The 22,147-nt window shown below is 66.4% G+C and carries 22 protein-coding genes, 1 pseudogene and 1 riboswitch; of the genes and pseudogenes, 16 read left to right on the forward strand and 7 right to left on the reverse strand.

Annotated features, from left to right (window positions below; all coding sequences use genetic code 11):
• Positions 1 to 37 precede the first annotated feature (37 nt).
• From guaA to QM748_RS04580, 9 genes and pseudogenes are all read left to right on the forward strand, one after another.
• On the forward strand, positions 38 to 1,603 hold the full coding sequence (gene guaA, locus QM748_RS04540; protein WP_415245860.1) for a glutamine-hydrolyzing GMP synthase: 1,566 nt from the start codon (positions 38 to 40) through the stop codon (positions 1,601 to 1,603).
• Positions 1,604 to 1,893: 290 nt separating this feature from the next.
• Positions 1,894 to 2,764 (forward strand): annotated as a pseudogene (locus tag QM748_RS04545) (tyrosine-type recombinase/integrase); the annotation flags it as partial.
• Positions 2,765 to 2,809: 45 nt separating this feature from the next.
• Entirely contained in the window at positions 2,810 to 3,430 is a 621-nt protein-coding gene (locus QM748_RS04550; RefSeq protein WP_415248016.1) for a nucleotidyl transferase AbiEii/AbiGii toxin family protein, read from the forward strand.
• A 181-nt stretch (positions 3,431 to 3,611) separates the two neighbouring features.
• A riboswitch (TPP riboswitch) is annotated at positions 3,612 to 3,703 on the forward strand.
• 69 nt (positions 3,704 to 3,772) lie between these two features.
• Positions 3,773 to 4,855 (forward strand): hypothetical protein, encoded by a 1,083-nt coding sequence (locus QM748_RS04555; RefSeq protein ID WP_415245861.1) that lies wholly within the window; start codon positions 3,773 to 3,775, stop codon positions 4,853 to 4,855.
• The gene (locus tag QM748_RS04560) at positions 4,852 to 6,333 is read left to right on the forward strand and encodes an acyl-CoA reductase (protein WP_415245862.1); all 1,482 of its coding nucleotides are present in this window, start codon (positions 4,852 to 4,854) and stop codon (positions 6,331 to 6,333) included. Before QM748_RS04555 ends, QM748_RS04560 begins: the two co-directional genes overlap by 4 nt.
• A 10-nt stretch (positions 6,334 to 6,343) precedes the next feature.
• Positions 6,344 to 7,090, forward strand: coding sequence for an ABC transporter ATP-binding protein (locus QM748_RS04565; protein ID WP_415245863.1), 747 nt, complete (start codon positions 6,344 to 6,346; stop codon positions 7,088 to 7,090).
• Positions 7,087 to 7,899 (forward strand): ABC transporter permease, encoded by an 813-nt coding sequence (locus QM748_RS04570; protein ID WP_415245864.1) that lies wholly within the window; start codon positions 7,087 to 7,089, stop codon positions 7,897 to 7,899. The genes QM748_RS04565 and QM748_RS04570 overlap by 4 nt, the downstream gene beginning before the upstream one ends.
• 18 nt (positions 7,900 to 7,917) lie before the next feature.
• A complete protein-coding gene (locus tag QM748_RS04575; RefSeq protein WP_415245865.1) occupies positions 7,918 to 8,931 on the forward strand; it encodes an ABC transporter substrate-binding protein in 1,014 nt (337 codons plus the stop codon).
• Between the two features lie 71 nt (positions 8,932 to 9,002).
• Positions 9,003 to 9,719, forward strand: coding sequence for an SDR family oxidoreductase (locus QM748_RS04580; protein ID WP_415245866.1), 717 nt, complete (start codon positions 9,003 to 9,005; stop codon positions 9,717 to 9,719).
• A gap of 33 nt (positions 9,720 to 9,752) precedes the next feature.
• Here QM748_RS04580 and QM748_RS04585 read toward each other — a convergent pair whose 3' ends face one another.
• From QM748_RS04585 to QM748_RS04595, 3 genes are all read right to left on the reverse strand, one after another.
• Entirely contained in the window at positions 9,753 to 10,379 is a 627-nt protein-coding gene (locus QM748_RS04585; RefSeq protein WP_415245867.1) for a LysE family translocator, read from the reverse strand.
• 94 nt (positions 10,380 to 10,473) lie between these two features.
• Positions 10,474 to 11,292, reverse strand: coding sequence for an AraC family transcriptional regulator (locus tag QM748_RS04590; protein ID WP_415245868.1), 819 nt, complete (start codon positions 11,290 to 11,292; stop codon positions 10,474 to 10,476).
• Positions 11,282 to 11,845: a MarR family winged helix-turn-helix transcriptional regulator gene (locus QM748_RS04595; protein WP_415245869.1), complete on the reverse strand. Its 564-nt coding sequence runs from the start codon at positions 11,843 to 11,845 to the stop codon at positions 11,282 to 11,284. Before QM748_RS04595 ends, QM748_RS04590 begins: the two co-directional genes overlap by 11 nt.
• A gap of 105 nt (positions 11,846 to 11,950) precedes the next feature.
• On the opposite strand from QM748_RS04595, the gene QM748_RS04600 reads away from it, so the two are divergent.
• Positions 11,951 to 12,775: an EamA family transporter gene (locus QM748_RS04600; protein ID WP_415245870.1), complete on the forward strand. Its 825-nt coding sequence runs from the start codon at positions 11,951 to 11,953 to the stop codon at positions 12,773 to 12,775.
• Between the two features lies 1 nt (position 12,776).
• Here QM748_RS04600 and QM748_RS04605 read toward each other — a convergent pair whose 3' ends face one another.
• The 4 genes from QM748_RS04605 to QM748_RS04620 form a co-directional block, all read right to left on the reverse strand.
• Complete coding sequence (locus tag QM748_RS04605; protein WP_415245871.1) at positions 12,777 to 13,043, reverse strand: winged helix-turn-helix transcriptional regulator; 267 nt, start codon at positions 13,041 to 13,043, stop codon at positions 12,777 to 12,779.
• Positions 13,044 to 13,080: 37 nt separating this feature from the next.
• Entirely contained in the window at positions 13,081 to 13,857 is a 777-nt protein-coding gene (locus QM748_RS04610; protein WP_415245872.1) for a DNA alkylation repair protein, read from the reverse strand.
• 126 nt (positions 13,858 to 13,983) lie between these two features.
• A complete protein-coding gene (locus QM748_RS04615) occupies positions 13,984 to 15,315 on the reverse strand; it encodes a type II toxin-antitoxin system HipA family toxin (protein ID WP_415245873.1) in 1,332 nt (443 codons plus the stop codon).
• A 10-nt stretch (positions 15,316 to 15,325) separates the two neighbouring features.
• Positions 15,326 to 15,595, reverse strand: a complete 270-nt coding sequence (locus QM748_RS04620; protein ID WP_415245874.1) for a helix-turn-helix domain-containing protein — start codon at positions 15,593 to 15,595, stop codon at positions 15,326 to 15,328.
• Between the two features lie 119 nt (positions 15,596 to 15,714).
• Between QM748_RS04620 and glpK the strand changes: the two genes are divergently transcribed.
• The 6 genes from glpK to QM748_RS04650 all read left to right on the forward strand — a co-directional run bounded on the left by glpK (position 15,715) and on the right by QM748_RS04650 (position 22,037).
• Positions 15,715 to 17,205 carry a glycerol kinase GlpK gene (gene glpK / locus QM748_RS04625; RefSeq protein WP_415245875.1) on the forward strand — a complete coding sequence of 497 codons (1,491 nt, stop codon included), beginning with the start codon at positions 15,715 to 15,717 and terminating at the stop codon, positions 17,203 to 17,205.
• 328 nt (positions 17,206 to 17,533) lie between these two features.
• The gene (locus QM748_RS04630; RefSeq protein WP_415245876.1) at positions 17,534 to 18,646 is read left to right on the forward strand and encodes an ABC transporter substrate-binding protein; all 1,113 of its coding nucleotides are present in this window, start codon (positions 17,534 to 17,536) and stop codon (positions 18,644 to 18,646) included.
• A gap of 101 nt (positions 18,647 to 18,747) precedes the next feature.
• A complete protein-coding gene (locus QM748_RS04635; RefSeq protein WP_415245877.1) occupies positions 18,748 to 19,641 on the forward strand; it encodes a branched-chain amino acid ABC transporter permease in 894 nt (297 codons plus the stop codon).
• Entirely contained in the window at positions 19,634 to 20,521 is an 888-nt protein-coding gene (locus tag QM748_RS04640; RefSeq protein ID WP_341644944.1) for a branched-chain amino acid ABC transporter permease, read from the forward strand. Before QM748_RS04635 ends, QM748_RS04640 begins: the two co-directional genes overlap by 8 nt.
• On the forward strand, positions 20,518 to 21,321 hold the full coding sequence (locus QM748_RS04645) for an ABC transporter ATP-binding protein (RefSeq protein WP_415245878.1): 804 nt from the start codon (positions 20,518 to 20,520) through the stop codon (positions 21,319 to 21,321). Before QM748_RS04640 ends, QM748_RS04645 begins: the two co-directional genes overlap by 4 nt.
• A complete protein-coding gene (locus QM748_RS04650; protein ID WP_415245879.1) occupies positions 21,318 to 22,037 on the forward strand; it encodes an ABC transporter ATP-binding protein in 720 nt (239 codons plus the stop codon). The genes QM748_RS04645 and QM748_RS04650 overlap by 4 nt, the downstream gene beginning before the upstream one ends.
• Positions 22,038 to 22,147: the final 110 nt, after the last annotated feature.

Consider the following 22,147-nt stretch of genomic DNA (forward strand, 5'->3'; position numbering starts at 1 on the left):
GCCTTTCCTTTTTCCGCCGTTCGACATTTTCCGCGCCATGGCCCACCAGAAAATCCTCATCCTCGACTTCGGCTCCCAGGTCTCCCAGCTCATCGCCCGCCGCGTGCGCGAGCAGCAGGTGTACTGTGAGCTTCATCCCTTCGACGTGTCGGACGACTTCGTGCGCAACTTCGGCGCCCACGGCGTGATCCTGTCCGGCGGCCCCAATTCGGTGTACGAAGCCGAGGACTGGCGCGCGCCGCAGGCGGTGTTCGAGCTCGGCGTGCCGGTGCTCGGCATCTGCTACGGCATGCAGACCATGGCCAGCCAGCTCGGCGGCAAGGTCGAGAGTTCGAGCCATCGCGAGTTCGGCTATGCCGAGATGCGCGCGCGCGGCCACTCGAAGCTGTTCGCAGGCATCGAGGACCGGACCAACGACGAAGGCCACGGCCTGCTCGACGTCTGGATGAGCCACGGCGACAAGGTCACCGAGCTGCCGCCGGGCTTCAAGGTCATCGGCAGCAACGACTCCACCCCGATCGCGGCGATGGCGGACGAAGCGCGCGGCTTCTACGGCGTGCAGTTCCACCCCGAAGTCACGCACACGATCAAGGGCAAGGAAATGATCGCCCGCTTCGTGCACGATATCTGCGGCTGCGGCCACGACTGGAACATGCCGGACTACATCGCAGAAGCGGTGCAGAAGATCCGCGAACAGGTCGGCGACGAGGAGGTCATCCTCGGCCTGTCGGGCGGCGTCGACTCCTCGGTGGCGGCGGCGCTGATCCACCGCGCCATCGGCGACCAGCTCACTTGCGTGTTCGTCGACCACGGCCTGCTGCGCCTCAACGAAGGCAAGCTGGTCATGGAAATGTTCGCCGGCCGCCTGCACGCCAAGGTCGTGCACGTCGATGCCACCGAACAGTTCATGGGCCACCTGAAGGGCGTCACCGACCCCGAGCAGAAGCGCAAGATCATCGGCCGCGAGTTCGTCGAAGTCTTCCAGGCCGAAGCGAAGAAACTGCCGAATGCGAAGTGGCTGGCGCAGGGCACCATCTACCCCGATGTGATCGAATCCGGCGGCGCCAAGAACAAGAAGGCGCACACCATCAAGAGCCACCACAACGTCGGCGGCCTGCCCGAAACCCTCGGCCTGAAGCTGCTCGAACCGCTGCGCGAGCTGTTCAAGGACGAAGTCCGCGAACTCGGCGTCGCCCTCGGCCTGCCGCACGACATGGTCTACCGCCATCCTTTCCCCGGCCCCGGCTTGGGCGTGCGCATCCTCGGCGAAGTCAAGCAGGAATACGCCGACCTGCTGCGCCGCGCCGATGCCATCTTCATCGACGAACTACGCGCCGCCGACTGGTACGACAAGACCAGCCAGGCCTTCGCCGTCTTCCTGCCGGTCAAGAGCGTCGGCGTCATGGGCGACGGCCGCACCTACGAATACGTCGTCGCGCTGCGTGCCGTGCAGACGCAGGATTTCATGACCGCGCACTGGGCGGAACTGCCGCATAGCCTGCTGGGCAAGGTCAGCAACCGCATCATCAATGAAGTGCGGGGGATCAATAGGGTGGTGTACGACATCAGCGGGAAGCCGCCGGCGACGATCGAGTGGGAGTGAATTTAGGTCCTTCGAGGACTATCGCCAGCTATCGGAAAAACTGACTTAACGTATTGATTTATAATAGAATACGTCACGTCAGCTATCGGAGGCTATCGCCGGCCAGCAAAACGGATTGACGGTAAGAACCGGAGGTCGGATTAAGACCCTCCCGTTTACTATTGAGATCAAACCGGTCTTTGACGGTAAAACGCTCCCTTGGAAAGCTTGTTTCATGCGGCTTTCCGGGCATCGACGGGTCTCCTGGCCCCTGACGGTAAAAGCCGTCACGAACAGGAGGAAAAACCTCGATGCTTACCGACACAGCCCTGCGCAACATGAATCATAAGTCATTTATTTATAAGGATTAAAACCGGGATTGGATGTACGTGACGGTATCGCCCGCCGGCACCGTCACCTTCCGCTACGATTACCGTCTCAACGGGCGCCGTGAGACGCTGACCATCGGTCGCTATGGCCCTGGCGGCATCTCCCTGGCGCTGGCCCGCGAAAAGCTGCTCGACGCCAAGAAGGCTGTCGCTGCAGGCCGTTCCCCGGCACTGGAGAAGCAGTGTGAGAAGCGCTGGCTCACCGCAGCCAAGAACTTCGGCGATGTGGCGCTCAAGTGGCTGGCGGACGCCAAGATGGCCGACAGCACGCGCGCGATGCGCAAGCACGTCGTCGACCGCGACATCCTGCCGGTGTTCAGGAGCCGGCTGCTCAACGAAATAACCGCTGATGACCTGCGGGCCTTGTGCAACAAGGTGAAGGCGCGCGGGGCGCCTGCCACTGCGGTGCATGTCCGCGACATCGTGAAGCAGGTCTATGCCTTCTCCATCCTGCATGGGGAGAGGGTGGACAACCCGGCCAACGACGTGGCGGCGGCCTCGATCGCCACCTTCGTGCCGAAAGACCGGGCGCTGTCGCCGACCGAGATTCGGCTGGCGTTCCACCAGTTAGAGTTCATCGCGACCTACCCGACGATCCGCCTGGCGCTGCGCATGGTCCTGCTGACCCTGGTGCGCAAGAGCGAACTGATCGAGGCCACCTGGAGCGAGACCGACTTCGAGCACGCGACCTGGACGATTCCGAAGCCGCGCATGAAGGGGCGCAATCCCGCACGTGGTCTATCTGTCGCGGCAGGCACTGGACATTTTCGTGGCGTTGCACATCTGCGCGGCGGACGCCTGCATCCGACCTACCAGATCACCTTGCCGGGAGACCTCGATGAGCACCTGGCTTGACCATTGGGATCGGCGCTACACGGACAGGGTGCGGCTGCTGGTCGAGATCCTGCCGGTGTTGGCCTCGGAGCCGGGCTTTGCACTCAAGGGCGGCACGGCCATCAACCTGTTTGAGCACGATATGCCGCGTCTGTCGGTGGACATTGATCTGGCTTGGCTGCCGGTGCACGACTATGCCGAAGATGCGAAGCTGATCGCTGAAGCGCTTGGGCGGTTGAAGGTGATGCCCGTCTCGGTGATCCGGATTGATGACCGGTATCTGGCTCAGCGCAACATCCCCAAGTCGAAAACGCTGGCAGGAAAGCGAATCGCACTTGTGGATTGCGGCATGATCGGCGGATATCTCTCGGACATGCTGGTCAAGGCCGGGGCAGGCTCATGCGGGGGGAAACTCACGCTAGTGGATTTTGACGGCTTCCTTCCGCAAAACATCGGACGGCATCGGCTCCCCGGGCTGATCGCCGAGGGGAAAGGTGACGTGATGATCACCGAGACCTACGAGGCGATGCACTATGCCAAGGCGCGATCCGCGCCTGCATGCGGCCTTCATCGAACGGCCGCTGACGCCGCCGAGCACGCTGGGCTTCATGCTGCCCACGGATGATGCGGATTATTCGCAGGTGATGGAGTTCGTCTGGGATCAGGTCGAGAGCCGCGGCGGGCTGGATCAGGCCGCGCAGAAGTGGTTGCGCTGACGGAGGTGTGGGGCGGAGGCGGCAATTCGCAGCTCCTGCGATGTTGCGCAGTTTTTGTACTGCATGCAGCCAGCACCATGCGGTAACATGGCTTCCGCTCCGGGGTGCGCGCCAGTGCTGAGATCCATACCCGAGAACTTGAACCGGATCATGCCGGCGGAAGAAGAGCTTGACCCTGACATGGCCGTGCATTGATACGGCGCGCTCGGGGCCCTTCGGAGCATCACGTCCCCGCTCTCGAAGGAAACTCCATGGACAAGGCCGCTCCGCTGCTTGCAGATCTGCTCGCTTTCATCGCGATGGATGGCTGCACCGATGAGCAGTTCGATCAACTCGCGCTGCGGCTGTTCGCCTACCAGTACGAATCCAACGCGCCGTTCCGCAGCTTCTGCCAGCGGCGCGGCGCCACGCTGCGCAAGGTGAAGACCTGGAGCGACATCCCGGCCGTTCCGATCGATGCGTTCAAGGCCATGGAGCTGCGCAGCGAACCGGCCTCGCCCGGCGAGCGCGTGTTCATGACCAGCGGCACCACCGGCCGCGCGGCGCGCGGGCGGCATTTTCATCCCAGGCTCGACGTCTATGATCTGTCGATGACGCGCAACTTTGCGCGGCGCTTCATGGGCGGGGCAGGGCGCATGGCCATGGGCATCCTGTTCCCCGACGAGCAGGCGATGCCCAATTCGTCGCTCGCGCATTACCTGGCGCTGGCGAAATCCGGGTTCGGCACCGCGGACAGCCGCTATTTCCTGACGCCCGAGGGCCTGGATCTGCCCGGGCTGTGCGCCGCGCTGGAGCAGGCCGAGCGGACGGGCCAGCCCTATGCGCTGCTGGGCGCCAGCTTCAGCCTGGTGCATGTGATGGATGCGCTGCGTGCCGAAGGGCGCAGCTTCCGCCTGCCGGCGGGCAGCCGCATCCTCGATACCGGCGGCTACAAGGGCCAGTCGCGCGAGCTGCCGCTGGAGGATTTCTACGCCGGCCTGGAAGAGCTGCTGGGCGTGCCGCGCACGCACTGCATCAACATGTACGGCATGACGGAGCTGAGCACGCAGTTCTACGACGACGGCAATGCCGTGCTGCCCTCGGTCAAGTCGGGGCCGCACTGGATCCGTTCGCGCCTGGTCGAGCCGGTCACGGGCCGCAGCGTGGCGCCTGGCGAGCGCGGCATTCTCGTGCACTGCGATCTGGCCAACTACAACTCGGTCACCACCATCCTGACCGAGGACGTGGGCCTGTGGGCCGAGGGCGGTTTTCTGCTGCTGGGGCGGGCCGAGGGCGCGGCGGCCAAGGGCTGCTCGCTGGCGGTCGAGGAATTCGTCAAGGCTGCGGCTGCATGAAGGTCGAACGGATCACGGCGGGCTGGCTACCCGGGCTGCGCGACGACGAGGTGCGGTGGCATGTGCTGCCTTTCGAGCATGGTGCCGAACCTGAGGGCCTGAGGCTCGAAGTATCCGTACCGGTGCTGACGGCCGCACAGATGCAGGCGCTGGCGCAGCGGGTGCGCGAGGCTGCGGACCGCCATCTGCGCGCGATGCCGATGGCCGAGATCATCGACGCGATCGACCGTGTCATTGCCCGCCTGCTCGACCGCAGCGATCCTTTCCGCCGCGAGGCCGAGGCCTGGCTGCCGGTGGTCAGCGGCTACGACGCGGACATGGTGAGGCTGGGGCTGACGGGTTTCTTCAAGACCTTCCGCGCCGCGCAGCTGCGCCGCTTCGTGGCCGAGGACTTTGCCAACCCCGCCGTGCTCGACGGTTTCCAGCCCGCAGCCAAGGGCGGCGCGGTGCGCGCCTTCGGCCCCGATCTGCTGCTGCATGTCTGGGCCGGCAACGTACCTGCGCTGTCGCTGTGGAGCCTGGTCTGCGGCCTGCTGGTCAAGGCCCCGAGCATCGGCAAGCTGGCCAGTGCCGAACCGCTGTTCGCCGGCTGGTTCGCGCGGCTGCTGGCCGAGGTTCATCCGCCGCTGGCGGAATGCCTGGCCGTCGTCTGGTGGAGCGGGGCGGGCGGCGATGCCAGCCTGGGCGCCGAGGGTGCGGCCGCGCTCTATGCACAGGCCGATACGGTGCTGGCCTATGGCGGCAACGACACGCTGGTTGCGCTGCGCCAACGCCTGCCGGTGACCGCGCGCTTTCTGCCGCACGGCCACAAGCTGGGCTTCGGCCTGGTCGGCGCAGCGGCGCTCGATACGCTCAAGGCGCCCGCGATCGCGCGGCTGGCGGCCTGGGACGTGATGCGCTACGACCAGCAGGGCTGCTATTCGCCCCATGTGTTCTACGTGGAGCGCGGCGCGCCGGTGCCGCCGCGCGCCTTCGCCGACTACCTCGCGGCCGAGCTGGCCAATCTGCAGCGGCGCTTTGCGCGTCGGCCGCTGGAGCTGGAGGAGGGCGCTGCCGTTGCCAGATGGCAGCAGGCCGTGGAGTGGGGCAGCGGCGATCAGGTGCTGATCGGGCCTGTGGATGCGCCCTGGAGCGTGGCCTACGGCGACAGCCTGCAAGCGCTGGCGCCGACTGCGCTGTACCGCACGATAAGCGTGGTCGGCGTGGATCGGCTCGATGAGGTGGTGCCGGTGGTCGCAGCCCAGCGTACGTTCCTGCAGACGGCCGGTATCGCGGCTTCGCCCGAGGAGCTGTACCGGCTGGCCGGCCTGCTGGGCGCGGCCGGCGTCACGCGCATCAGTGCCATCGGTTCGATGAGCATGCCCGAGGCCGGCTGGCACCACGACGGGCGCTTCAACCTGATCGACCTGGTGCGCATGATCGAGATCGAGCAATCGGCCGAGGCGGCGGCGCAGCCTTTCGCCCCGTATGCGGACTGAAGGCGCGATCGTGGCGTTTCTGGACATCGAAAAGGTGGTGTTCACCTATCCGGGCCGCGCCCCGGTGGTCGATGGCGTGGACTGGCGCATGCAGGCCGGCGAGTTCCACTGCCTGCTGGGTCGCAGCGGCTGCGGCAAGACCACGCTGCTCAAGCTGGCTGCGGGTCTGCTGAGGCCGCAGGCGGGGCGCATCGTGCTCCGCGGCGGCGAGTTGGCCTCACCCGGGCCGCAGGTGGGCTTCATGTTCCAGGCGCCTACGCTGCTGGACTGGCTGAGCGTGCTGGACAACGTGCTGCTGCCCGTGTCGCTGCAGCGCCGGCCCACGCCGCAGGATCAGCAGCGCGCACTGCAACTGTTGGATCAACTCGGATTGGCAAGCCATGCGCAACACCACCCGCGCCAGCTCTCGGGCGGCCAGCAGAGCCGGGTGGCACTTGCGCGGGCGCTGGTCCTCGAACCGCCGCTGCTGCTGCTCGACGAACCGTTTGCAGCGCTGGACGCGATCACACGCGCCGAGCTGCAGGACGATCTGCTGCGCACCTGCCGCGAGCACGGCACGACGGTGCTGTTCGTCACCCACGACATCAACGAGGCCGTTTACCTGGGCGACCGCATCGCGCTGATGCACGGCGGGCGCATCGTGGAAAACTGGACGATCACGCTGCCCGCGCCGCGCACGCAGGCCATGCGCCACGGCCCGGCTTTCAACGACTACTGCGCCCGCGTGCGCGCTGCCATGGACGGGGCCGGCACATGAGCCCGACGCCGATGCAGGCACGGCTGATGGCGGCCGCACTGTTCCTGGTCCTGCTGGGCCTGTGGGAGCTGGTGGTGCGGCAATGGGGGCTGTCGGCGCTGGTGCTGCCCGCGCCGTCGGCGGTGGCGCAGGCCTTGTGGTCGGGCCTGGCCTCGGGCTATTTCTGGCCGCACGTCTGGGCGACGCTGCAGGCCCTGTTCCTCGGGCTGGCGGCCGGCAGCATCGTGGGGCTGCTCGTCGGCATGGCGCTGGCCGAATCCGAGCTGCTGGAGCGTGTGCTCAAGCCCTATGTGGTGGTCAGCCAGGTCGTGCCGAAGCTGGCGCTGGCGCCGCTGTTCGTGCTGTGGTTCGGCTTCGGTTTGCTGCCCACGGTGCTGATCACGGCGCTGATCTGCTTTTTTCCGTTGATGGAGAACACGCTGACCGGCCTGCGCCAGGCCGATGCGCAGCGGCTGCAGCTGTTTCGCATGCTGGGCGCCACGCGGCTGCAGACGCTGCTGCGGCTGAAGCTGCCCATGGGCCTGCCCGCCATCCTCGCCGGGCTGCGCGTGGCCGTGGTGCTGGCCCTGGTCGGCGTCGTCGTGGCGGAGTTCATGGGGTCGAGCCAGGGCCTGGGCGCCGTGGTCATCGCCGCCCAGGGCATGATGGACACCACGCTGATGTTCGCGGCGCTGGTGCTCATCGCCGTCATCGGCCTGCTGCTGTACCAGGGCTGCCTTCTGCTGGAGCGCAGGCTGCTGCGCGCCCACGCCTTTCCCGCTTCGTCCCTGTCCGCTGCGTCTCCTCCGCGCTCGCGCGGCAACTCCTGACTGCCACAGGCAACTGCCATGCATACACCGATCCAGCTTCCGTTCATCTCCCGCCGCCGCCTGCTCGGCGCCACTGCAGGCCTCGCCGGCCTGATGCTTGCCGGCGTCGGCTCGGCCGCCCCGGCCCAGGGCAGGGTCCGCCTGGCGGGCTGGAGCAAGCCGATCAGCGAGATCACCAACATCCTCGCCGAGCCCGCCAAGGGTTTCTTCAAGGCCCAAGGGGTGGATCTCGCCTACCTGCCGGGCGCGGGCGGCGGCGACGCCATCCGCAACCTGCTCAGCGGCCAGGCCGACGTGGCCTTCACCGACCCCGGCTCCTTCTTCATGGCGCTGGACAAGGGCGAGAAGCTGGTCGCCATCTACGACATCTATCCGCAGAACGTCTTCAACGTGGTTTCGCTCAAGTCGGCGGGCATCCACGCGCCGGCCGATCTCAAGGGCAAGAAGATCGGCGTTTACAGCCTGTCCAGCGGCACGCGCCAGAACCTGCTGGTGATGCTGCACCAGGCCGGCCTGAAGGAGTCGGACGTAAGCATCGTCGTCACCGGCCTGCTCAACTTCGCGCCGCTGATGCAGGGCCAGGTCGATGCCACGGCCGCCACTGACACCGGCCTGGCCGTGGGCCTGCGCAAGGGCATCGGCGAGGTCGATGTGATGCACGTGCGCGACCACCTGAACATCTCCAGCGACATGTTCGTGGTGCGCGAGGACACGCTGCGCCAGCAGCCGGAGCTGCTCAAGGCCTTCCTGAAGGGCTACCGCGACAGCGCCGCCTGGATGATCGCCAACCCCGAGGAAGCCGCGACGCTGGCCGGCAAGTACGCCATCGACGGCACGCAGCGCGACATCAACCTCGACGTGATCCGCCTGCGCAACGCGGCCTCGCTGCCGGCGGTGGAGGGCAAGGGCCTGGGCAGCTTCGACCTCGAGGCGCTGCAGAAGGGGGCCGACGCCTATCGCGCGCTCGGCCTGGTGCAGCGCCGGATCGAGGTGGCGGAAGTGGTCGATACCAGCCTGCTGCCGGAGGCCTGACATGGACCAGGCATCTGGATTGAACCTGAGCGGCAAGGTGGTGCTGGTCACGGGAGCGGGCCGCGGCATCGGTGCGGCCATCGCCACCGCGTTTGCGCGCGAGGGGGCGACGGTGGCCGTCGAACTATCTGGCCAACGAGGAGGCGGCAGCCCGGACCGTGGCGGCCTGCCAGGCCGCCGGCGGCGACGCCTGGGCGGTCAAGGCCGACGTCGGCTCGGAGCCCGCCGTACAGGCCATGGTCGAAGAGGTCGCACGCGAGGCCGGGGGGATCGACATCGTGGTCAACAACGCCTTCAAACCCTATGCCTTCGACCCCGAACGCCGCAGCCGCTTCGACGACCTGGACTGGCGCGATTACCAGGTCCAGTTCGACGGCGCCGTGGGCGCGGCCTTCGAGGTCTGCCGCGCGGTGTTGCCGCATATGCGCCGGCGCACGCGGGGCAGCATCGTCAATATCGCCACCAACCTCGTCGAACATCCGGTCGTGCCTTACCACGACTACACCACGGCCAAGGCCTCGCTGGTGGCCTTCAGCCGCAATCTGGCCAGCGAGCTGGGGCCGGTCGGCATCCGCGTCAACTGCGTGGCGCCGGGCCTGGTCTATCCCACGCAGGGTACGCAGAACACCCGCGAGTCGTTCCGCGAATCGCTGATGGCGGCCACGCCGCTCAGGCGTCTGGCACGGCCCGAAGATGTGGCCGGGCCGGTGCTGTTCCTGGCCTCGGAGCTCAGCGGTTTCATGACCGGGCAGGTGCTGTTCGTGGATGGCGGCCTGGTGATGCGTTGACAACAGGTGGCGTCCCGCCGGCGTCGTCGCGCATCAGCGGAACGCCATGACTGCGATCACGCCCAGCGCGAGCAGGATCAGGACGGCGCCGGAAATCCGTTCCAGCCAGGGCAGCGCCCGTTCGAAGCGCTGCAGCACGCCCCGGTTGCCGATCAGAATGGCAACCAGCACATCCCATGACAGCACCACGCTGAACATCCAGATGCCGTAGATCGTCTTCCAGCCGGCGCTGGCGTGCGGGCCGGTCAGCATCGCTGCCAGGCTGGCGTAGAACAGGGCGTTCTTCGGATTGAGGATGCCTGACAGGAAACCCATGCCGGCGGCACGGAACCAGGCGGCGAGAGGCCGTGCAGCGGGCACGGCGTGCTTGCCTGGTGCCGGGACCTCGAGCGTGCTGCTGCCGGCGTGGCGCACGAACAGCACGCCGAGATGGATCAGCCAGGCGCACCCCGCCAGTTGCTGGACGCTGAACAGGGCACTGCCCGCCTGCAGCACAGCCATGCCGGCGAAGGCGGCGGCGATGAAGACGCCGTTGGCCAGTGCGATGCCCAGGCACACGCCGCCGGCGGTGCGCCAGCCGGCGGACAAAGAGGTCCGGGCAATCAGGAAGAAGTCGGGGCCGGGCGAGAGCAGCGCGAGGAAATGCGCTGCGGCGATCATCAGGAACTGCTCCATCGAGGGCACGCATGCGAGTTTTTTGCGCAGTGTGCTGACCGAAGGGGGTTCCGTATTGAAGGAAATTGCAGCTGCGGCGCTAGCTGCGGAAGCGGCCGGGCGTCACACCCGCATGCGCCTTGAAAACCCGCTGGAAGTGCGCTTGATCGGAGAAGCCGAGGCGCAGGGCCACGTCCGCGAGACTGTCCCCTTTCCGCATCTGGGCCCTGGCCAGGTTGATGCGCAGGTTCAATTGCCAGGCATGCGGGGTCATGCCGGTCACTGCACGGAAGGCGCGGATCAACTGATAGCGGCTCATGCCCGCCAGGCGCGCCAGTACGTCCAGGGCGATGCTGGCAGAAGGTGAAGCGCGCAGGCAGTCCAGTGTCGGTCGGATCTGCTCGGCCAGATGCGAGGGCACGTTCGGCGCGTCGATGCGCAAGCCCTGTTCGGTGTCGCTGTCGCCGATGAACTCGATCAACGCCGCCTCTTTGTCGTGTGCATCGGCGTCGGAGAACAGCAAGTCATTGAGCCGGCAGAAACGTGCATAGGCCGCGGGGGAAGTCACGATGCGTACCGGTTCGGCGTCGATCGCGCCGGCATGTGCGTACTCCCGGCGGACGGCCCGTAGCCAGTTCGCATCCAGATGCAGCATCTGGTAGCTCCAGGCCGTGTCGGCGGCAGGGTTGCAGGCATGCACGCGCTCGGCAGGCACGAACACCAGCGTGCCGGGGGACAGCTCGACCGGTCCGGCGTCGGCGCCGGTAAAGACGCTGCGGCCACCATCGACCGCACCGATGGAAAAGCTCGGATGGTGATGGGCTTTGTAGCAGGCGCGGCTTCGGCAGGCGCGGCGGCTTTCGGCGAAGGGCAGGGCCGGGTCGCGCCAGAAGGCCTGGCTTGGATTCTTATGCGGCATCAGGCGGTGCAGGGAGGCGATTCCCGGATGTGCCGCTGTCCGCAGGCGCTTCCAATGCCAGCAGCAAGGCGGAGAGGTGGGCGTCCAGTTCGGCAAGCGCAGCGGAGGGCAGCGCGGACAGAAGCCGGCGCTCGTTGTCGACGTGGACCTCGACCGCGCGGTCGATCAAGGCTCGTCCTTCGTCGCTCAACTGCACGAGCATGCTGCGTGCATCCTGTTCGTTGGGTACCCGCTCGATCCATCCTCTGGCTTCCAGGCTCTTGAGCCGATGGGTCATCGTGCCTGAAGTCACCATCAAGGCGGAAAACAGCTCGGTCGGGCTCAAGCGGTATGGCGCGCCGGCGCGCCGCAGCGCGGCAAGCATGTCGAATTCCCAAAGGCTCAGGCCGAAGTGGGCCAGTCCGGATTCCACGCGCTGTTGCAGCCGCAGCGCACATCGCATGATGCGTCCTGCAGGCCCCATCGGGCTGGCATCCAGATCGGGCCGCTCCTGCGCCCACTGTTCGAGGATGACATCCACTGCATCGGCCGGTCGCTGGCTGGTTCTGTGCATATGTCTTGATTTCAAGATAAATGGCGAGCACAATCAATATATCTCGAATTGAAGATAACTGCCATGGCCACCGTCCCTTCGAACAACAACTACTGGCGCGACGTCATGGTCACCGCGCTCGCTCCCATTGTCTGGGGATCGACATACATCGTGACCTCGGAGTTTCTGCCGCCGGATCGTCCCTTTACCGCCGCGCTCATCCGGGCATTGCCTGCCGGCCTGCTGCTGCTCGTGCTGACGCGCCGGATGCCTGTGCGCAGGGACTGGTGGCGTCTGCTGGTGCTGGGTGCACTGAACATCGGCATCTTCCAGGCATTGCTGTTCGTGGCGGCCTATCGTTTGCCGGGCGGGCTTGCGGCGGTGCTGGGTTCCGTCCAGCCGCTGGTGGTCATGGCATTGACCTGGGTGGCCGACAAGCGGTCACCGGCACAGGTCACCTTGTGGTCGGCCGTGGCAGGCATCGCGGGCATGGCCGTGCTGTTGCTGTCGCCGCAGACGGTGTTCGAACCCGTGGGAATCGCGGCCGCGCTGGCGGGCGCCGTATGCATGGCGACCGGCATCTGGCTGACGCAACGCTGGCGCCTGGACATGCCGGTGCTGGCGCTGATCGGCGGACTGATGCTCGTGCCGGTGGCCTGGCTGGCCGATGCACCCTTGCCGCCCCTGTCGCTGTCGCAAGGCGTGGCCTATGCGTATCTGAGCCTGGCAGGCGCGGTGCTGGCCTACGTGCTCTTCTTCCGCGGCGTCGTGCGCTTGCCGACCGTGGCCGTCGCATCGCTGGGTTTGCTCAGCCCGCTTACCGCGGTGGTGCTGGGCTGGATGCTGCTTTCGCAGTCGATGATCGGCATGGCCCTCGCGGGCCTGATGATCGTGCTGCTCAGCGTCTTCGCCGTGCAATGGACGACGGCGCGTACCCGGCGCTCTTCCTGACTCAAGCGCTGGAAGCCTGCGATCGATCTGTGCCGTTCTGATGCTGGATATGGGCGTCGCCCCATGACTTCAGTGCATGAATGACGGGAGCCAGCGTCTGCCCGTAATCCGTCAGCCGGTACTCCACCTTGGGCGGCAGGCGGCGCAGTTCGTTGAAGCGCAGCACCTGTTCGGTGAGCAGGCGATAGAGGATGACGCCTTTCCATTTGCCCCCGATCAGGTCGAGCGTGGCTTCGACCGTGCAGCCGGCTGCGCAGGCGATAGGCAAGATCGTGCTGTCGGACTGGTAGTGTCTGAATGCAGGCTTACCTGAGCTTGCGCAGGGCGCGCTGGCAGATGCGCCGGGTGGCGTCGGTCGGTGTGCCTTGCAGCCACTGGTCGCAGAGACCCTGCACCCAGGCGGGCTGATCCTTGGCCGCGTCGTTGAGCCAGTTGGCAACCGAATCCTGAACGTAGGTGGCCGGATCTGCGCGAAGCGGTGACAGGATGGGCAAGGCCTGTTCGGGTTCGCGCTTGAGCGCGGCAATGTGCGCACACCACACGCCGCGCGGACGCAGGGCTTCGCTGGCGAAGCGGCGCAGGCGTTCGGACGGCTCTGCCGTCCATTGCGCCAGTTGGGCGATGGACGTGTCCAGTTCCCGCACCAGATGCGGACGCACGGCCATCCAGGCCCATTCGCGCACGCCGAAATGTGCGTCGTCGGCCAGCGGTCGGATGGCGGCCAGGCGTGCTGCCACGTCCAGTCCGGATTGCGCACCGATCATGAAGCAGGCCCAGCCACGCACCGTGTCCGAGCCGTGCGAGCCGCATTGCGTGATGCCGGCCGCGCCCAGCTCTTCCAGCAGCACCTCGCCGATGCGGGCCATACGCTTGAGGATGCCCAGTTCACCTGCGGCATCGACGGCTTTCAATGCCCCGGGCGACAGATCGGGAAAGACCGCTCGCACCAGTTCGGACTGGTCGAGCGCCAGGCCCTCGGCCAGCGTGGCACTTTGCATCTCACCGCGCGACAGGGCCTGCAGCACCTCGTCGGGGATGTCGGCGGCGCGGGTCGCGCCTTTGCGGGGAGGGGCGGGTGTCATGCTGTTTGGTCTCCTGGACTCCCGGCCGCGTTGTCCGGCGAGGAGGCTCCTTGCTTGTTCCTAGATGCCGACAGCTTATCGCACTGGCTGGCAACTCATTGGGGCAGGGCTGTGTTCCCGAAACTCTCATTGTCGAAGTCTTGCCGCGGCGTGCTCGAGCCCCCCAAGGATCGTTTCGGCGACCTGCATGGAAAACCCTCGCGGCAGGCTGGCCTGAACCTCTTCGATGACGGTGGGCGTGCGAGCCAGGATGCTTTCGATGAGCTGTTCAGCAGAGGCCGCGTAGCCCGTCTTCTGAGCGGTGCTGTCGAAGTGGCGTCGCTGAATGCCGTGCATTTGGTAGTGCTTGTTCTTGCCGAGCAGAGCCATGGCGAGCCTGATGTCGCGCGGCGACCACTGGTTGGGGCCGTTGCCGAGCACCGGATAGGCGGACATCACATCGTAGAGCGGAGCCAGGTGGAAACGTCCGCGCGGCAGGATGCGGATGCTGAAATTCTTGGCATGGCCATCGGGCGCGCGCAACAGCCAGAAGAGGATCTGCGCGGCCATCACTGCCCGCATGTCCGCCTCGGCATGGACCGAGTGCCGCAGCGTGGCGAACAGCGCCTTCAGGCCCGGCCCGCCGTCGGTTTCATATTTGCGCAATGGGGTGCAGCCTTCCACCTGGCAGAAATCTTCCTGGGGCAGTCGCATCAGCCATTGACCATTGGGTGCGAGGCGTCGGTCGAAACGCTCGACGACGAGCACGCGTTGCTTGCCGAAGGTGGCGATGCTGGCATCGGCGACGTCGAGTCCATAGGCCTTGAGCAGCTTCAGGCACAGCCACTCGTTATCGACCGAGGTGGTGAAATCCGCCTGCCTGCCGCCCATCAGGCCCAGCGGCAGCTTGAAGATATGCGTGGTCGGCGTCGCGCCGTGAGGCTGGTGCCATTGCCCGTTCCACCACAGAAAGGCGGCTTTTTCCTGCGCGCCGGCCAGCGAAATGCGGAAATCCTCGGCGGAATCGCTATTGGCACCGAAGGCGCGTGGTGACACGGTTTCGATGAGATGGCGCTCGATGCCCTCATCGGACAAGGGCCGGCCTTCGGTGCGATCGAAGCCTTCCGGCTCTTCGTCCTCGCCGAGGATCTGCACCGCGCCCACGCAGTCCCGGCCGATGGCCTTCAGGAGGTCGAAGGGGTCGGTCGATGCCGTCCTGAAGCGCTCGGCGATGCGCTTGCGGATCGTATCGCTGTCGGGCAACAGGTTGTCGAACCAGTGAAGAACCTTGTCGCCCTTCAGGGGCATGTTCTCGACGTTGAAAGGCAAGGACAGCGACAGCGGGCGGCCCACTTCGGCAGCGATCCAGCGGCCGTCGTACTGCAATTCCATTTCGCCGCGAGCAGGGATGGTCCAGCGCCCGACGTGTACGCCGTTGCTCCAGATCGAAAGGGTGCGGCTGTGCGATTTGCGGCCCATGACTGGTCTCTTACCATTCCGTCTGCGAATCGGCGGATGCGGCGGCGCCACGCGGACCGAGAGAGAATTCGAGGCCGAGTGCGGCGCACCAGGCGAGCAGTTGATCGACGCTCAGCTCCTGAGCGTTCAGCTCCAGGTAGGAGACGCGAGACTGGCTCAAGCCGATGCGGCTTCCCAGTTCGGCCTGGGACAGCTTGCGGGCCTTGCGGGCGGACTGCAAGATCTGGCCAAGCTGTGACCCCGAGATCAGAACATGCTGAGTGGGCGACATGGAAATCATGTGTTGTCCAGTTAAATGAATAATAGCTGTAAATCAGTTAAACGAAAAATACCACTCATTCAGCTATTTCACCACATTGCAAGGCTGGCTGATGTGAGGATTATCGGAGCCGCTGACCCGTGACCTACCTGCTTGCCCTCGACCAGGGAACCTCCAGCTCGCGCGGCATCGTCTTCGACGAGCGCGGCCACATCGTCGCCCAGGCGCAGCAGGAACTGCCGCAGATCTACCCGCGCCCCGGCTGGGTGGAGCACGATCCGATGGAGATCTGGCGTACCCAGCTCGCCACCGCGCAGCAGGCGCTGCGGCAGGCGGGCATCGGTGCGAAAGACGTGCGCGCCCTGGGCATCACCAATCAGCGCGAGACCACGGTGCTGTGGAACCGCAGGACCGGCCGGCCGATGCACCACGCCATCGTCTGGCAGGACAGGCGTTCCGAGCCGATCTGCGCGACCTTGCGCGAGCAGGGCTGCGCCGAGCTCGTCCAGCGGAAGACCGGTTTGTTGATCGATGCCTACTTCTCGGGCACCAAGCTGCAGTGGCTGCTGGACAAGGTGCCCGGCGCGCGAGCGGCGGCCGAGCGCGGCGAGCTCGCTTTCGGCACCGTAGACTGCTGGCTGATCTGGCAGCTTACCGGCGGACGCCGCCACGTGACGGACGTCAGCAACGCCAGCCGCACGATGCTGTTCAACGTGCGCAGCAACCAGTGGGACGACGAACTGCTCGAGCTGCTGCGCATTCCGCGTGTATTGATGCCCGAGGTGTTGCCCTCCAGCAGCGATTTCGGCCGGACCGCGCCCGAGCTGCTCGGCGATTCGATTGCCATCGGCGGGGTCGCGGGCGACCAGCAGAGCGCCTTGTTCGGCCAGGCCTGCTTCAGCGCCGGCATGGCCAAGAACACCTATGGCACGGGCTGCTTCATGTTGATGCATACGGGCGGCAGCTTTCAGCGCAGTGAGAACGGCTTGCTGACCACCAGTGCGGCGCAAACCAGCCATGCCCCCGAATACGCGATGGAAGGCAGCGTGTTCGTCGGCGGCGCAGTGGTGCAGTGGCTGCGCGATGGGTTGCGTGCCATTTCGGCCAGCAGCGAAGTGCAGGCGCTCGCCGAAAGCGTGCCGGATTCGGGCGGCGTGATGATGGTGCCGGCCTTCACCGGCCTGGGCGCGCCGTACTGGAAGCCCGAGGCGCGCGGCACCATCACCGGCCTGACGCGTGGCACGACGCTGGCCCACGTCGCCCGCGCGGCGCTCGAATCCATCGCCTACCAGAGCGCGGCCTTGCTGCAGGCCATGAGCCGCGATGCCGTGGCCCAGGGCGGCAGCCCGGTCAGCGAGCTGCGGGTGGACGGCGGCGCCTGCGTGAATGATCTGCTGATGCAGTTCCAAGCCGACCTGCTCGGCATTCCGGTGGTGCGCCCGGCGGTGGTGGAGACGACCGCCCTGGGTGCGGCTTATTTGGCTGGGCTCTCGCGCGGCGTGTATGCAGGTACTGCAGAACTGGCGGAGCTCTGGCGTGCCGAGCGGCGCTTTCTGCCTACACTCGCGCACGACCAGGCCGAGGCGCTGATGGCGCGCTGGGAGCATGCGGTGGCGCAGGCGACGCTTTGAGCGCTTGCACCAGGTTGGTGATGGTTGGCGGGCTTGCGCGGCATTCTGGGGCGGCGTGGATGTTCGGCAACGCGTCCGGCCAGGCCGCTTCGATGCCCGTCACCATCGTGCGGCGGCCGGGAAGGGGAGCGCCGGACGCATGACTCAGACTGGCGGCATGCCTCGTACGGAGTGGAAGCTCGGGCTCCGTGGTGTTTGGGGCCGGATTTGCCGAGGGGTTTTCCCTAAATGCCGATTTGGCCCGATTTCAATACATTTGTGCCAAATTCTTGCAGGTATGGATATTGCAAGGGCCGAAGTGTTTTTCCCCCACCAGCCAGGAGTTCACATGTCTCTGACCCGCCGCCAATTCTCTGCTGCAGCCATCGCGCTCGGCCTTGCCGTGGCTTTCCCCGCACATGCGCAGGAGACGATCAACATGGGCGCCGTGCTGTCGCTCACCGGTGCCAATGCCACAGTGGGTGAGGATGTGCGCCGCGCCGTGGCGCTGGCCGTCGATAAAGTGAACGCCGATGGCGGGGTGCTGGGCAAGAAGTTCAACGTCATCATCGAGGACTCGGGCGGCAATGCCACCACGGCGCTGAATGCCGCGCGCAAGCTGGTGAGCGTGGACAAGGTGCCGGTGGTGATCGGCGAATACTCCTCGGGCATCACGCTGCCGATGGCGCAATACCTGGTCAAGGAGGGCGTCGCCCACATCAACATCGCCAGCACCAGCGTGAAGATCCGCGAACTGGGCGCGAGCTCGTTCAACCTGATCGGCCTGGAGGACAAGGGCAACCAGTTCTCGTCCAAGGACGCGTGGGACCTGGGTTACCGCAACGTGGTGATGATCGCCCCCAACAATGCCTACGGCCAGGGCGTGGTGCACGGCTTCAAGGAAGAGTTCGAGAAGCTCGGCGGCAAGGTGGTCGCCGAGGCGCTGTACACCGCGGGCCAGTCCACCTACCGCCGCGAGCTGCAGCAGCTTTCGCGCGCCAACCCCGACGCCTACATCTACACCGCCTACGGCCAGGAGTCGGCCGTGATCAACCGCGAGGCGATGGAACTGGGCTTGCGCGCCAAGCCCTTCTACGCGATCCTGATTTCGATGAGCCTGTCGGACACGCCGGCCGAGATCGCCAAGGGCCAGCTCGGCATGGAGGTGGGCAACGTCTATGGCGAGGTGGGCCAGGCCTACGCCGAAGCCTTCGCCGCCCGCCACAAGGAAGGCATGAAGACTTCCTACACCGGCTATGCCTATGACGCGGTGCTGATGACCGCTGCGGCGATGAACAAGGCCCAGTCCACCGACACCGCCGCCGTGCAGGCCGCGCTGAAGGAGATCGGCAGCGGTGGCTACGTCGGCGTCACCGGCCCGATCGTGTTCGATGCCGACCGCCAGCGCCTCGACCCGCCGTACGCCAAGCTCAAGTTCGACGGCAAGGTCGTTCCCCGCTGAACCAGGAATCGCCGCGAGCGGCGATTTCGAGCCGTGCCTTCCAGCGCCTGTCCGCCAGGCGCTGGAGGCTTCCGACTTCATAGCGCTTCTTTCCGCTCGCCATGCTCCAACTGTTCTTCGACACGCTCCTGCGTGCCTCGGATCTTGCGCTCGTCGCGCTGGGCCTGAGCACCGTCTACGGCCTGGTCAAGTTTCCCAACATCGCGCACGTGCAGTACGCCATGCTGGGGGCCTACGCCACCCATGTCTTCTTCTCGATGGGCGTACCGCTGCCGCTGGCGATCCTCATCGCCTGCATGCTTACCGGCTTACTCGCATTGGTCCTGCACCTGCTGGTGTTCCGCCGCCTGCTGCGTTCTGGGCCGGCCATCACCATGATCGGTTCGCTGGCGGTGGCGATGCTGGTGGTGGCGACGGTGCAGGGCTTTGCAGGCTCGTTTCCGCTGATGTTCAACCTGCCGATGACCGAGCCGGTGATGGTGGGCGACGTGCGCCTGTCGCATACCCAGATCTACGCCATGGTCACCACCGCCGTGCTGCTGGTGCTGTTCATGCTGCTGCTGTTCTTCACCCGCACCGGGCGCGCGATGCGGGCGCTGTCGACCAATCCGGCGCTGGCCGCCGCCTCGGGCCTGAATGCCGAGGGCATCACCCGCCTGGTCAACTTCGTCAGCGGCGCCATCGCGGGGCTGGGCGGCAGCGTGCTGGCGCTGTCGATCGGCGCGCACATCAACCTGGGGCACGACCTGCTGCTGCCGGTGTTCGCCGCCGCCATCCTGGGCGGGCTCGGCAACCCGCTGGGCGCGGTGCTGGGCGCGCTGCTGATCGCACTGACCGAGACGCTGGTGACCAACATCAACTTCGGTCCGCTGCTGGGCAAGCCCATCGCCTTCCTGCCGGTGTCCTACATCAGCGCGGGTTCCTTCCTGATCCTGCTGCTGGCGCTGCTGTTCAAGCCCTACGGTCTGTTCGACCGGGAGGTGCGCCGTGTTTGATTTCTTCATCGCCACCCTCACCATCGCGGGCATCTACGGCCTGATGGCGCTGGGGCTGAACCTGCAGGCGGGGGTGTCGGGGCTGCTCAACTTCGGCCACATCGCCTTCGCCGGCATCGGCGCCTACGGCACCGGCATCGCCGTCCAGGCCGGCTGGTCGCCGCTGGCGGGCGCGGCCTGCGGCGTGCTGGTGGCCATGGCCCTGGGCTGGTGCATCGCACGCCTGGGCCGGCAACTGGCGGCGGACTACTGGGGCATCGCCACGCTGGCGATCGCCGAGATCCTGCGCACCATCGCCACCAACGAGGACTGGCTGACCGGCGGCGCCAACGGCATCGCGGGCATTCCGTCGCTGTTCGAGGGCCTTGCCCGGCCCTGGAGCGCGCTGGCCTTCCTGGCCGTGGTGCTGGCAGTGCTGGCCATGTTCGCGCTGCTGTCGCGCCGGCTGGCCAACGGCCGCTTCGGCCGGGCGCTGCGGCTGATGCGCGAGGAGCCGCAACTGGCCGTATGCATGGGCTACGACCTGCGCCAGTTGAAGTCGCACGCCATCATGACCGGCGCCGCGGTGACCGCGCTGGGCGGCTCGCTGTACGCGCACTACATGAGCTTCGCCGGGCCGGATTACATGGTTGCGCCGGAAACCTTCCTGCTGTGGACCATGGTGATGATCGGCGGCCTGGGCAACACCGCGGGCGTCATCGTCGGCGTGGTGCTGGTGCAGGCCGCTTATGCGCTGGTGCCTTTCGCCAAGGACTACTTCCAGTTCAGTTCCGACCTCGCCGGCGCGCTGCGCCTGGGCATGATCGGCGCCATCCTGCTGGCCTGCCTGCTATGGCGCAGCCAGGGCCTGATCCCCGAAAAGCTGCGGAAGATCCCATGACCGATTCATCGACCAACGCCTTCCTGGACATCCGCTCCGTCGCCAAGGCCTTCGGCGGCAACCAGGTGCTGAAGGACGTCAGCGTGCAGATCGCGCCAGACGAGATCGTCGGCCTGCTCGGCCCCAACGGCTCGGGCAAGAGCACGCTGCTCAACGTCGTCACCGGCTTCACCTCCGCCGACGCCGGCACGGTGCATTTCGACGGCCAGCGCATCGACCGCCTGCCGGCGCACCGCATCGTGCGTACCGGCATGGCGCGCACTTTCCAGCTGCCGTCGATGCCGACCAAGATGTCGGTGATCGAGGTCGCCATGGCTGCCGTCACCGCCCACCACGGCGTGTGGGACACGTTGCTGGGCACGGCCGGGGCAAGGGCTGCCGAACGTGCCGCGCGCGACAAGGCCGAGCATCTGCTCGAGGAATTGCTGCTGACGCCGGTGCGCGACCTGCCAGCTTCGGCCATCTCGGGCGGGCAGAAGAAGCTGCTCGGCATCGTCTGTGCACTGATGGCCGAGCCGCGCATGCTGCTGCTGGACGAACCCACCGCGGGCGTGCATCCCAATCTGCGCCGCGACATCGTCGCCGCGCTGCAGCGCCTGAACGCGCAGGGCATGACGCTGGTGATCGTGGAGCACGACATGCATTTCATCCGCGACGTGTGCACCCGCTGCGTGGTGCTGGACCGCGGCCACATCGTCGCCAGTTGCCGCCCGGACGAACTGGCCAGCAACGAGCGCGTGCTGCAGGCCTACCTGGGCACGGCAGGGGCCAAACCCGTTGCGATGGAGAACGCCGCATGATCGACATCGACAGCGTGGTGGCAGGCTACACCGCAGAGATCGACATCCTGCGCGGCATGACGCTGAACGTGCAGGAAGCCGAGATCGTCACCTTGCTCGGCCCCAACGGCTGCGGCAAGAGCACGTTGCTCAAGACCATCGCCGGCTTCCTGCTGCCGCGCAGCGGCACGGTGTCGCTGCGCGGCGAGGACGTCTCGCAGATCCCGGTGCACCGCAAGATCCGCCATTGCGGCCTGGGCTTCGTGCCTCAGACCGAGAACGTGTTCAGCGCACTCAGCATCCGCGAGAACCTGCAGGTCGGCGGCCACTACATGGACAAGGCCGACTGCGCGCGGCGCATGGAAGAACTCTGCACGCTCTATCCCGTCCTCGCCAGGAAGTTCGAAGCGCGTGCGTCGTCGATGTCCGGCGGCGAACGGCAGATCCTGGCGCTGGCGCGCGCGCTGATGCCGCGGCCCGGCATCCTGCTGCTGGACGAACCCTCGGCGGGCCTGTCGCCCAAGGTGCTGCACGAGGTCTTCGACGCCATCGTCCAGGTGCGCGAGCAGGAGCGCGTGACCATCCTGATGGTGGAGCAGAACGCGATGGAGGCGCTGCGCATCTCCGATCGCGCCTACGTGCTGTCGATGGGCACCGTCGCGCTCACCGGGCGCGCCGACGAACTGCTGCGCGACGAGAAGGTGCGGGAGCTGTACCTGGGAGGACGCGCGCACTAGGAATCGAGTTCTCCAGGGATCGTTCCATGCAGCGCCCATCCCTTGGCTGGCGGCCGATGGGCTGGCTGGTAAAGGAGCAGGCTGCCTCGTATCACGGGATCGAGGGATTC

It is taken from the genome of Thauera sp. (assembly GCF_047601425.1).
GTDB lineage: Bacteria > Pseudomonadota > Gammaproteobacteria > Burkholderiales > Rhodocyclaceae > Thauera.